Source organism: Flavobacterium sp. FlaQc-30 (assembly GCF_044005885.1).
Classification (GTDB): Bacteria; Bacteroidota; Bacteroidia; order Flavobacteriales; family Flavobacteriaceae; genus Flavobacterium.
In genome coordinates this window covers 176,142-190,714 of sequence record NZ_JBIPCO010000011.1, presented here as the reverse complement: position 1 = coordinate 190,714, position 14,573 = coordinate 176,142, and the positions used below count along the sequence as shown (strand labels likewise).

General features: G+C 39.1%; 2 protein-coding genes. Both read right to left on the bottom strand.

The features are described from left to right. Window positions 1-6,154: beta strand repeat-containing protein (locus ACHRV0_RS21080; RefSeq protein ID WP_395442396.1), on the bottom strand; the 6,154-nt coding region annotated here is incomplete at its 3' end. Window positions 6,155-6,712: 558 nt separating this feature from the next. Next, a complete protein-coding gene (locus ACHRV0_RS21075; RefSeq protein ID WP_395442395.1) occupies window positions 6,713-13,384 on the bottom strand; it encodes a PKD domain-containing protein in 6,672 nt (2,223 codons plus the stop codon). Window positions 13,385-14,573 lie beyond the last annotated feature (1,189 nt).

The window sequence follows — 14,573 nt, the reverse complement described above, 5'->3', positions numbered from 1 at the left end:
CAGGCATTACAAAATCGGCTCTTTCAAGGGTGAAGATCTGTGTAACAGCTGTGGTGTTCAATACGGTATCTTCACCAAGATCTCTTACTTTATTGCCGTTTGGATCTGCATATTCAGTTACGGTATACGTTCTGGTTACATTTCCGTTGCATGAAGGTTCTACTCCATTTGAAGCTGTAATTTCGATTACGCCGCAAGGAATGTTTCCAATTTTTCCATCGCCATTTCCTAATGCTTCAAATTCTGCTTTTGTCAAACTTACTGCTGTCGGCATTTGGTCGTAACACGTTATCGTTGTCGATGGGAATGTTGGTGCTGTAACTTCATACACACAACAAATTGGTGCTGCATCTGCTACAACTACTGTATTACAAGCGTGAGCATCTGTAATACTTACATTATAATTTGTTCCTGCTGTAATTGGGCTTGATGTCCAATCGTTTCCAGACCATGTTCCAGGAGCTCCTGTACCTGTTACCGTATAAGGTGCCTGACCTGTTACTGTAAAGTTCAATACATAACCTGAACCGTCTGCTGCGCAGGTTGTTGATGCTGTACCGTTTAATACTAATAAAGAGTTAACAGTAATGCTTCCGCTCAGGTTCGCACTTGAACAGCCGCCTGTTGTGGTCACTGTATAATTAAAGGTTCCCGAAGCTGTTGGCGTTCCGCTGATAGTGAAAATACCTCCCGCAAAACTTCCTGTAACTCCCGCAGGCAATGTACCTGTAAGGGTAGCTCCTGTTGCTCCAGCTGCTGGCGTATAAACAATATCTGTTAGTGCTGTGTTTATACATAACGTCTGGTTTGCTGTTGCAGCTGGCGATGTCAATGCAATTGCAGCATTAGGATTTACTATAATGCTTCCGCTAAGGTTCTCGCTTGAACAGCCGCCTGTTGTGGTCACTGTATAATTAAAGGTTCCCGAAGCTGTTGGTGTTCCGCTGATGGTGAAAACACCTCCCGCAAAACTTCCTGTAACTCCCGCAGGCAGTGTACCTGTAAGGGCTGCACCTGTTGCGCCTGATAATGGTGTGTAAACAATATCTGTTAATGCTGTGTTTATACATAACGTCTGGTTTGCTGTTGCAGCTGCCGAAGTCAATGCAATAGTAGCATTAGGATTAACTGTAATGCTTCCACTCAAGTTTGCACTTGAACAGCCGCCTGTTGTGGTCACTGTATAATTGAATGTTCCAGATTCTGTCGGTGTTCCACTGATGGTGAAAACATCGCCTGCAAAACTTCCTGTAACTCCCGCAGGCAATGTTCCTGTAAGAAATGCACCTGTTGCACCTGCTGCCGGCGTATAAACAATACTTGTTAAAGCTGTGTTTATACATAATGACTGGCTTGCTGTTGCAGCTGGCGAAGTCAAAGCAATTGTAGCATTAGGATTAACTATAATGCTTCCGCTTAGGTTCGCACTTGAACAACCGCCTGTTGTGGTAACTGTATAATTGAATGTTCCTGAAACTGTTGGTATTCCGCTGATGGTGAAAACACCGCCTGCAAAACTTCCTATAACTCCTACCGGAAGCGTACCTGTAAGAGATGCACCTGTTGCGCCTGATACTGGTGTGTAAACAATATCTGTCAACGCTGTGTTTATACATAACGTCTGGTTTGTTGTCGCCGCTGGCGAAGTCAAAGCAATCGTGCCATTAGGATTAACTATAATGCTTCCGCTTAGGTTCGCACTTGAACAGCCGCCTGTTGTGGTAACTGTATAATTAAAGGTTCCTGAAGCTGTTGGTGTTCCGCTGATGGTAAAAACACCGCCTGTAAAACTTCCTGTAACTCCCGCAGGCAGTGTACCTGTAAGAGATGCTCCTGTTGCGCCTGCTGCTGGCGTATAAACAATACTTGTTAATGGCGTATTTATACATAATGACTGGCTTGCTGTCGCTGCTGGCGAAGTCAAAGCAATCGTAGCATTAGGTTTTACAGTAATGCTTCCGCTCAGGTTTGCTGTTAAACAGCCGCCTGTTGTGGTAACTGTATAATTGAATGTTCCTGAAGCTGTTGGTGTTCCGCTGATAGTGAAAACACCTCCCGCAAAACTTCCTGTAACTCCTGCAGGCAGTGTACCTGTAAGAGATGCTCCTGTTGCGCCTGCTGCCGGCGTATAAACAATGCTTGTTAATGGCGTATTTATACATAATGACTGGCTTGCTGTCGCTGCTGGCGAACTGAGAGCAATCGTAGCATTAGGATTAACTATAATGCTTCCGCTCAGGTTTGCTGTTAAACAGCCGCCTGTTGTGGTAACTGTATAATTAAAGGTTCCTGAAGCTGTTGGTGTTCCGCTGATGGTAAAAACACCGCCTGCAAAACTTCCTGTAACTCCTGCAGGTAATGTTCCTGTAAGTGTTGCGCCTGTTGCACCTGCTGCCGGCGTATAAACAATGCTTGTTAATGGCGTATTTATACATAATGACTGGCTTGCTGTCGCTGCTGGCGAAGTCAAAGAAATCGTAGCATTAGGATTAACTATAATGGTTCCGCTCAGGTTTGCTGTTAAACAACCTCCTGTTGTGGTAACTGTATAATTAAAGGTTCCTGAAGCTGTCGGTGTTCCGCTGATGGTGAAAACTCCGCCTGCAAAACTTCCTGTAACTCCTGCAGGCAATGTTCCTGTAAGTGTTGCTCCTGTTGCTCCTGCTGCAGGCGTATAAACGATACTTGTTAATGCTGTGTTTATACATAACGTCTGGTTTGCTGTTGCTGCTGGCGAACTGAGAGCAATCGTAGCATTAGGATTAACTATAATGCTTCCGCTAAGGTTCGCGCTTGAACAGCCGCCTGTTGTGGTAACTGTATAATTAAAGGTTCCCGAAGCTGTCGGAGTTCCGCTGATGGTGAAAACACCTCCTGCAAAACTTCCTGTAACTCCTGCAGGCAATGTACCTGTAAGGGTTGCTCCTGTTGCTCCTGCTGCAGGCGTATAAACAATACTTGTTAAGGCTGTGTTTATACATAACGTCTGGTTTGCTGTTGCAGCTGCCGAAGTCAATGCAATTGTAGCATTAGGATTAATTGTAACTGTAGCAGAACCCGTCTGTGTTTGCGTACAGGCTGATGTACTGCTGTCTTTTACACTTACTAGAGCATACGCAAAGTTCCCTGCTACTGCTGTTGGAGCTGGAACGTTTACCGAATTTCCAGATACTGTTGATACTGTAAAAGGACCGTTTCCGCCAATCGTATAAGTAAATGTATATGGAGCTGTTCCGTTAGCTCCTGTGAAAGTCACTACAGGTTGTACCGCATCTCCTATACAAACTGGTCCAGTTGCTCCAATACTTGCTGTTGGCAATGGATTTACCGTTATCACTACAGGTTTTATTGTTGAACATCCTAACGCAGTTGATCCTTTTATGTAATAAGTCCCGCTCGCTGTTATTGTGCTAGGATTTGGCAATACACTAGTAGCACCTGCGTTACTAAAATAAGTATACGTTAATCCACTATCACTTCCTGTTTTTATTGAATCTGCTGTAAGATCGACAGCATTTCCTGAACATATTGGATCAGGATTCGTAATAACCACTGTAGGTAAAGGATTTATTGTAACTTTTACTGGTTTTATATCAAAACAACCGTCTGTATTTGTTCCTTTTATATAATAAGTGCCATCAACGGTTACCGCATTAGGATTGCCCAAAACAGCTGTACCTGCTGCATCCGTAAAATAAGTATACGTTAAATTTGCTGTGCTTCCTGTTGTTACTCCTGCTAAAGTCAAGTTAACCGGCGTACCCGCACATACAGCTGCTGGAGCAACTGTTGCCACAGTTGGCAAAGGAAGTAAAGTAACTCTTAAATTAGCCGTATTAGTAGTATTACAAGGTGCCCCAAAAGTCACTATGCAAGAATATGTATTTACTCCTAATACCAAATCACTGTAATTTACCACAGGGTTTTTTAAGTTTTTGTTAGCCACTGTAATACCAGGACCTGACCAAGAATAAGTTACCGCACTTAAAATATCTACATCAAGTGCAATTGTCCCCGTACTTAATTGACATAACGTAGGGTTATATAAACTATCTGCTGTTGCATTAGGCGCACCTGCCACTCCAATCTGAGCAGTCTGCGTAATCTCGTTACCACAGCCGTCTTTTACTTTAAAATAGTATGACCCTTTTCCTAAGTTTGGAAACTGATTAGAGGATTGATAAGCACCATACGTTGCACCTCCATCTAAACTCAAAGCATATTGCAATGTATTATTAGGAGCTGGAGAAATAGTCGCTGCTGTAATAGTCAAGACACCATTTGTAGCTCCCTCAGTACATACAAAACCTCCTGTATTGCCTTTATCTACAATAATCGCATTACTAGCATCATAAGTAACGGTTTGCGTTAATACATTGGTTGAACCTCCTTTAATTCGTAAACCAAAAACATACGTCCCAAAATTTAAACCGTTAAACGGCAGTGACGCTGTTGTACTGGCTAAATCTCGCACCTGCCCTACATTTGATGGTCCTGAAACCACTATAACTTGAAAGGCTGTTGCGTCACTAAAAGTTCCTTTCATGGTGTAGTTAAAACCACCACAGATGGCATCTGTCTGATAATTTGAAAGTGTCGCATCATAACCCTGCACTGCAAGATCTACATTTTTTGTACCACATGCAGTATTAACCTGAACAGTATAATTTCCTTTTGGCCAATAACTAGTTGGATCGCCTGCATTGATTTTTGCTAAAGTACCTGTGCCATTTGCATCTACATAACCAGTACCCGTAGAACCAACTGCTACTAAAGGATTACTTGAAGCTAAAATAGTAAAAGTTACTGAATCACTCACTGAAGGAGACATACTAACCATAGCCTTACCATAGCCTAAAATATTTTGATTGGGTTGCACCCCATACAAACTTTGATTCATGGAAAGAGTTGCAGCGGACGGAATAGTAATATTCTGATTTGTAGGTACTGCCCAGTAATCGTTTGTAGTATTACCTCCCGCATCAACATAGGTAAGGTGATAAGTTGCACCAGGTTTCAAACCTCCCACATTTAACATTGCTATGTTTACTGATTGTTCCACAACATCAGAAGCATCAGCTAAGTTAGTAAATTTAACATTTACAGGAAAGCACGCCAATCTATTAGAAACAACTTTTATCATACCTTCTCCTCCACATACAAACGGATTCATATACCCGCCAGACTGCCATTGTATCAAGGCAAATTCTCTCGTATTACCACATTTATCTATTACAACTGCTTTCATGTTATTTAGATCTGCAAAAATATCATCTCTTGTAGCAGTTTTAGGCAGTTTTATTGGTCTTGTAGTAATAGGGTAACCACCTCCTGCTTCATCAGAATAACCATCTCCATCTATATCCTGACCGTATAATTTACCTTTATACTTTATTTTCCAGGTAAACAAAGCAGCATCTGCAGCTGAAAGACTGGTACTGTTTGCAACATATTGAAAACCTAATTCATGAGCTACTGCAAAAGGTGTAGAACAATTGTAATCTGTCCAATGAATAGGATAAAATCCTGTTTGCTTAAGATCTGCTAATGTTACTGTTGCAACAGACACAGCTGTAGCTCCTGTAATAGTCTGTCCGCAAGAATCAGTAACACTTACAATATAGCTGCCTGCTGGTAATGCATTAAAAGCAAAAGAAGCGACATTAATTGCCCCGCTGTTCTGTATGCTTACTCCAGGACTGGACTGTAAAGCAATATTGTAAGTAAAAGGCTGTTTACCGCCTGTTACGGTACTAGTCAATACTTCTGCCCCTGTTGCACACCCTGCAATTTGAGTTGGTGTAGCCACTTTCATCACTGTATAACCATCTGCCACTGTTATAGCAGCACTGGTAAACTGGGTTCCTGCATTGGTATTACGTCCTTTAAGCACATAACTGCCAGACGCAAGTCCTGTAAAAACAGGATTATCTGAAAATTGGGTTGCATCACCCGCCACTGGAGCAATAACCAGTCCGCCCTTAAGTAATTGATATTGGGGTATCACCCAACTCGCATCATTTTTTGCGGTTATAACACCTCCGTTAAGACATCCTGTTGTACTGACAGTTCCTGATACATTTTGTGCAAATGCATAACTGCCCATAAAAAAGAATAAAAGAAGCGCTAAAAATAAAGTAACTTTTGTTTTCATAATTTACTTTTAATTTGCTGTTTAATAATTTTGATAGTTTCAATTAAGTTGCAAACTTCCTTCTAATCTTACTTTTATATTATCAGTAAAAGTTTTTAAAACAGCAGATTAAGACATATTCTACAGAAATTTACCATTCATCTGTTTTTTAAGTATTTAAACGATATTTTTTTAGTATTAAGACTCTTTTTGCAGTAAATAATGAAGATAACTTTTACAGCATATAGTCATCGTTCCTACTCTGTTTACAGATGGAATCACTTCAGGCTGAAAAGGAAGAAACTAAGTATTTAGACTAAAAAGAAGGGTAAAAAAAATGAGAGAATAAATTCTCTCATTTTACAACTATCAAATATTAAAACGAATTAAAGTAAAATCTAAATTCGTTACTAATAAATACAAATGTAAAGCTGTTGTATAAAGTAAACAGCCCGTAGAAGTTTTTAAAATTGTATTTTTAGACTTTTAAGAATGCGTCGTACTTGCTATTATAGAACCAAAAAAAAATACAAACATTGTAGTATAAAAAAACTACTATAGTCTAATAATAAATGTCTGTTATTGATTGTTAATAAATAGATACCCCGATTTTTCTATTTGATTTCCAGCATTATCATATTGGACGGTATAAAAATAAGTTCCTGTAGGCAGCTTGTCGCCTCGTTTCACTGTTGATCGTCCGTCTGAGTAACCTTTGAAAGGATTAGTTATATTATCATAACCTTCTTTTTCATACACCACTACTCCATATCTATTATAAATTCTAACAGTATTATTTGGGTAGCAGTCTATACCGCTGATTACAAAAGAATCATTTTTACCATCAGCATTGGGTGAGATCGCATTGTAAATTTCACTCAAACACGATACATTTACGATTTGTGTGTAAGTCGTCTGGTTACCACAATCGTCATTGGCTGTCCAGATTCGTACAAGCGAATACCTGCTGGAACATTCTCCATCTAATTGAGTTTCGGTATAATTTACTATGGCGGCGCCACAATTATCGACCGCTGATAGAACTACAGCAGGCGGAATGGTATTGCAATCTGCATTTACAATGGGTTCAGGTAATGCTCCTGCAAAAACTGGAACAATTGTATCTTGTATCAATATAGACTGTGTACAAACAGTACTGTTTAAAATCGTGTTTTCTCCTGTATCCCGAACGTTGTTATTATTTGCATCGTCATATTCGGTTACGATATAGGTTCGAACAACTGTTCCACTACAACCGGGATTTGCCCCATTGACCGCTGTAATCACTATTACACCGCAGGGATTATCACCTATACTTCCATCTCCATTTCCCAAAGCTTCAAACTGTGCAATGGTTAAACTCGAAGTATTAGGCAGTTCATCATAACAATTAAGAATAACAGCAGGAAATGTAGGGCAAACTACCTCAAACAAGCAGCAGCTTGGTGCTGTATTGGCTACTGTCAAGACATTGCAGGCAAAAGCATCTTGTATGTTCACGCTGTAGTTTGTCCCTGCTTTTATTGCATCAGAAGTCCATAAATTTCCTGACCAACTTCCCGGCGCCCCCGTGCCTACTGCCGTATATGGAGCCTGACCGCTTACGGTAATATTCAAAACATAATCAAGTCCATCTGCAGCACATATTGTTGACTCAGGTTTTTGTAAACTAACAAGATCATTGATTGTTACTGTCGCTTCTGCTGTATTCGTACACAAACCATCGGTAAAACTATATATAACAGTGTAGGTACCTGGTATACTCAGAGCTAAATTTACAGCCCCGCTGCTATTATCAATACTTAGTCCAGATGTACTGCTGTAACTTCCGCCAGTTTGCCCAGACTGAACAACACTGGCTGTACCCGTTTTGCAATAGGGATTGTCGGGATATGCTATGGCGGCTGTTGGCAAGCTATTTACAGTAACAACTACTGGTTTCAGGACAGCACATTCGCTGCTAGTTGTACCTTTTATATAATAGGTGCCACCAATAGTTATGGCCTCTGGATTGCTTAAAGAAATTGTACCCAAAGAATCTGTATAATAAGAATATGCCAAACCTGTTGTACTTCCTGCTGTTACAGCTGCAGCAGTTAAATCGACTGAACTGCCTGCACATACTGCTGCTGGATTTGTCACTACCAAATCAGGCATTGGATTAACGGTGACAGCAATAGCGGCAGTTTCTGAACAGCCGTTAACATTGGTCCCTTTGATGTAATAAGTGCCACTTGTCGTTACAAACTGCGGGTCTGGTAAAGGCCGCAATGTCAGTGCATCGTAAAAATAGGAATATGATAATCCAACCGTACTTCCATCTGTAATAGCTGCGGCAGTTAAATCGACTGCTGTATCTGAACATACCGGCAAAGGATTCGTTAATACCACCGTTGGATTGTCACTGACTGTTACTGAACTAGAAGCACTGTCTGAAAAAGTACTAATTTGATTTGTTGCTGTAATGGTTAAGGTTATTATAAATGTACCAGAAGTTGTATAAATATGAGACGGATTTGCTGTATTATCACCCAAACTTCCGTCTCCAAAATCCCACTCATAACTTATAATGGCGTATCCGGAAGCAAGATTACTAGTATCGTTTAGTACATAATTATTGGTATTTAGACATTGATCTAGAATATTTATTGTAAAACCAGCCGCTGCATTTTGAGTTTTGGTTACGGTAAGATTTTGTGATGTGCTGGCTGTACAGCCGTTTGCATTGGTTACTTCTAAGTTCACAGTATAATCACCTGCCGCAGCATATTGATGACTTGGCATTTGCGCTGTATCTGTGGTTCCGTCTCCAAAATCCCATTTATAAGTAAGTCCTGTCGTGCTTCCTCCTGAAGAAGAGGAATTATTAAAGGAATAATTGTCATTTTCATTATTGGTTATAAAATAATCAAAGGATGCTGTTGGCAGTGCATTTATGACCACATTTACGGGACTGATAACATCGCATCCATTTGTATTAGTGCCTTTAATATAATAGGTATTAGAAATTGTGACTGTATCAGGGTTTGCTAAAATATAAGTTCCTGCTGCATCATTGTAGTACGAATAGGTTAATCCGGTCGAGCTTCCTGTTGTGACAGCCGCACTGGTTAAATCTACGGCTGCTCCTTCGCATACTGGCGCAGGATCTGTTATTGCTAAATTGGGCAGCGGGTTTATGGTTACTGTAACGGGCTGAATATTTGAACAGTTACTAATATTAGTTCCTTTTATATAATATGTGCCGCTGGCTGCTATTGCATCTGCATTGGCAAGAAATTGTGTTGCCGCTGGATCTGTATAATACGAAAAAGTAGTATTGGTTGTACTGCCTATGGTTACATTATTATCAGTCAAATCAACAGTATTTCCTTCACAAACTGGTGGTGGGTTTGTCACCACTACATTTGGAGTCTCAAAAACAATAACAGAGCTTGATGCACTATCCGAAAAAGTGTTTATTCCATTTGTCGCTTCAGCGGTAAGTGTTACTGTGTAATTTCCTGCCGCGGCATAAATATGTGAGGGATTTACTGAATTATTTAAAGGACTTCCGTCTCCAAAATCCCAGTTGTAATTGGTAATGGTATAACCTGCAGCAACGGTGCTGTTACTAATAAAACTGTAACTATTACCGCTTAGACATTGATCGGCATCATTCAACACAAAACCAGCCGCTACATTTGGGTTTTTAGTTATGACTATGTTTTCTGAAACATTTGCCGGACAGCCATTTATACTGGTTACCGCAAGAGTAACCGTATAGGTTCCGCTGGCTGTGTATTGATGAACAGGCGATTCTAAACCTGAAGTAGTTCCGTCTCCAAAATCCCAATTAAAAGTAATTCCATTACTTATTCCTAAAGAGGTCGAAGTATTGGTAAACAAATAGGTATCATTGGCATTATTAATTATACTATAGGTAAATGAGGGTATTGGATTGACATTTATCGTTACTGTAACAGGACTTATGGCAAAACAGCCGTTGGTTGTAGTTCCTTTAATATAATAAATATCTCCTTGGGTAACAGCATTAGGATTTGTCAAAACGCTGGTAGCAGCTGCATTTGTATAATAGGTATAAGTTAAGCCGGGAGTACTTCCAGCTGTAACAGCAGGAGCAGTTATATCAACAGCAGTTCCTTCGCAGACAGCAGGCGGATTTGTAACTAAAACTACTGGAGTCTGAATAACGGTAACAGTAATTTTTTCTTTTGCTGAAGTACAGCCATTTGTTCCAAGTGTCTGAACATAATAGTCTGTTGTTACGGATGGGGTCACTATTGATGAGGGCAATATAGTAATTTGGTCTGCCGCAAAATAGGTATAGCTTGTACCGTTTCCTGTTTTTGCAGCACTCAAATCAAAACTTGTTCCCTGACAAATTATGGGGTTAGTTATTGTTACGGCAGGAGAAGGATTTACCTTAACCACAACCCCCGTAATATTTGAACAGCCTGTAACTGGATTTGTTCCTTTTATATAGTAGGTTCCACTAGCAGCTATAGCTTGTGGAGAACCTAATGGCAGTGTGCCGGCAGCATCTGTATAATACGTAAAAGTAAGTCCTGCAGTGCTTCCTGCTGTTATCGCAGGAGTTGTAATATCTACAGTTGCAGGAGTACAAACTGCCGCTGGAGTAACAACCAATACTAACGGAAGAGGGTTAATTGTTACCACAACAGGACTTACAAACGAACAGCCATTAGCATTCGTTCCTTTTATATAATAAGTTCCGCTTATGCTTATTGCTTGCGCATTTGATAATGTTATAGTGCCAGCACTGTCGGTAAAATAAGAATACGTTAATCCTGCATCACTTCCAGCTGTAATTGCGTTTCCTGTTAAACTAACTGTATTAGGAAAACAGACTGCAGGAGGATTTGTTATTGTGATATTGGGCAATGGATTAAGCGTAATGGTCAAATTGGCTGTATTAGTGGTATTACACGGAGCCCCCAGTGTTACGGCGCAGGTATAGTTGTTTGCTCCAACTGCCAGAGCTGTATAATTTACCTGCGGGCTTTTTAAATTTTGATTGGCGGCTGTAATACCTGGACCACTCCATAAATACGAAACGGCATTTAAAATATCAACATCCAGCTGAATTACACCTGCTCCCAATTTACATAAAGTCGGGTTGTTCAATCCATTGGCTGTTGCTGTAGGAGCTGCGGCCACCCCTATTTGAGCAGTTTGGGTAATAACATTGCCACAGCCGTCCTGCACTCTAAAATGATAGATTCCGTTTGTTAATCCTGTAAATTGATTGGATGCTTGATAAGGTCCGAAACTTACACCTAAATTAGTGCTTAAAGCATATTGCAGTGTATTATTTGGAGCTGGAGAAATGGTTGCTGCTACAATAGTCAAGCTACCATCTGCTGCACCAGCTGTACATACAAAACCTCCTGTATTAGTTTTGTCTACTGTAATTGTATTGCTGGCATCATAAGTAACGGTTTGAGTGAATACATTAGTTCCTCCTCCTTTAATTCGTAGTCCGAATACATAAGTACCAAAATTTAACCCGTTAAATGGCAGTGATGCTGTAGTACTGGCTAAATCTCTCACCTGCCCTACATTTGATGGCCCCGAAACCACTATAACTTGAAAGGCCGTTGCATCACTAAAAGTTCCTTTCATGGTGTAGTTAAAACCACCACAGATTGGTTCTGCTGTATAACCAGAAAGAGTAGCATTATACCCCTGTACTACAAGATTTACATTTTTTGTACCACATGCAGTATTAACCTGAACAGTATAATTTCCTTTCGGCCAGTAACTAGTTGGATCGCCTGCATTGATTTTTGCAAAAGTACCCGTACCATTTGCATCTACAACACCAGTACCCGTAGAACCAACGGGAGCCAAAGGATTATCAGAAGCTAAGATAGTAAAAGTCATTGAGTCACTCACTGATGGAGACATGCTAACCATAGCCTTACCATAGCCTAAAACATTTTGATTCGGTTGCACTCCATACAAACTTTGATTCATGGAAAGAGTTGCAGCGGACGGAATAGTAATATTCTGATTTGTAGGTACTGCCCAGTAATCGTTTGTAGTATTACCTCCCGCATCAACATAGGTAAGGTGATAAGTTGCTCCAGGTTTAAAACCTCCTACATTTAACATGCTTAAATTAATTGATTGTTCTACAACATCAGAAGCATCAGCTAAGTTAGTAAATTTGAGATTTACAGGAAAACAAGCTAATCTATTAGAAACAACTTTTATCATTCCTTCTCCTCCACAGACAAATGGATTCATATACCCTCCAGACTGCCATTGTATCAAGGCAAATTCTCTCGTATTACCACATTTATCAAATACCACCGCTCTCATGTTATTTATATCTGCAAAAATATCGTCTCTTGTGGCTGTTTTAGGTAATTTTATAGGTCGTGTAGTAATAGGATAACCATTTCCTCCTTCATCAGAATAACCATCACCATCTGTATCCTGACCATATAATTTTCCTTGATACTTTATTTTCCAAGTAAATAAGGCAGCATCAGCAACAGAAAGACTAGTACTATTTGCAACATATTGAAAACCTAATTCATGAGATACCGCAAAAGGAGTAGAACAATTGTAATCTGTCCAATGAATAGGATAAAATCCTGTTTGCTTAAGATCTGCTAATGTTACTGTTGCAACAGAAACAGCTGTAGCTCCTGTAACGGTCTGCCCGCACGAATCGGTAACACTTACGATATAGCTGCCTGCTGGTAAAGCATTAAAAGCGAAGGAAGCGGCATTAATTGCCCCGCTATTCTGTATACTTACTCCGGGACTGGATTGTAAAGCAATATTGTAAGTGAAAGGCTGTTTACCACCTGTTACAGTAGTTGTGAGTACTTCTGCACCTGTTGCACATCCAGTAATTTGTGTTGGCGTAGCTACCTTCATAACTGTATAACCATCATTAACTGCTATCGCTGTACTTGTAAAAACAGTTCCTGCGCTAGTGTTTCTGCCTTTTACTGTATAACTTCCTGTCGAAAGTCCCACAAAAACAGGATTAGTTGTAAATTGCGCTGCGTCGTTGGGTACAGGAGCTATTACATTTCCTGCTTTCAGCAATTGGTATTGCGGGGAAGCCCAACTAGCATTATTACTAGCTGTTACTATACCGCCATTAAGACATCCTGAAGTAGTTGGGGTTCCTGATACTGTTTGCGAAAATGCGCTAATCCCCAAAAAAAAGAAGATAAATGCGCAAAATAAAGTAATTTTTGTTTTCATAAATCGCTTCTTAAATTAAAAATTGCTTACAAGTCAAATTAATGACTCATACTAACAGTGGTATTACTTTTAATTTTCTGCTTAGCTATCTTGATATCCATTTAAACAACAAAATGCTCAGCATTCAACTGTTCAAGTGCGATCAAAAAAATAAAACAGTTTAAGATAATGTACAATTTAAGGCTTATATAAAATTTACTTCAACTGGAATCATTTGTTTAAAACGTTCAACCCTAATAAAAAGCTATTATTTTAAAGGATTACACTAAAATTTAAAAAGGTAAGTTTCTATTTAATTTAGAAGAAACAGATATTCCATTATAAAAATACTGTTTTTTTTTATATTGACGAGCTAATTAAGCACTTTTAAAACACATTACTAACTGATAATCAATAAATAAACATATTACAATCTATATTAAAAAGGAGAATATATCTCCCATTAATCAACAAAACCAAGCATAAATTCAAACTCTTTTTCTAGAAACATAACGCAAAAAAAATGAGAGAACGTAGATCCTCTCATTTCCAAAAAAAATATTAGGGCTTATGAAAACTGAGTTACTATAAATTCCAAAAACAACTAAAATAATAACAACAGTATCTTTTGCAAAAATAATAACTAAAATATTACAAAAAAGACACTAAAAGTTTTTTATACAGCATTTTAAGACAGAAAAAAATTAATTATTAATGGTTAATTGTTGATGGTGAATGGATGCTTGTTACTTGTTACTTGTTACTTGTTACTTGTTACTTGTTACTTGTTACTTGTTACTTGTTACTTGTTACTTGTTACTTGTTACTTGTGAATGGGTTATTGTGAAATGTAGAAGGGTAATTGTAAATGATTAAAGGGAAGTCTAATAACCTTAAAACCATAGGCTGCTATTATCTTTACACGTTTCCCGTGGTTGAAACCACGGGCTATGGTTAGGTTAGGTTTTTAGAATGCGGGCTTTCGGTCAACAACTATAAGCTAACAACCAACAACTATAAAATTGGCTTTTAGGCATAAAAAAAGAGAAAACAATGTGTTTTCTCTTTTTAAAATATTACGTAAAAAAGGTAAAAAATCTTACTGAGAATTTCACAGCCAGTCTGATATTTACAGTTGCAAAATTAGCATCGCAATTACTGCTTTATTACCATTAAAAGGTTTTAATGCAGCATTTTAAGACAAAAATCA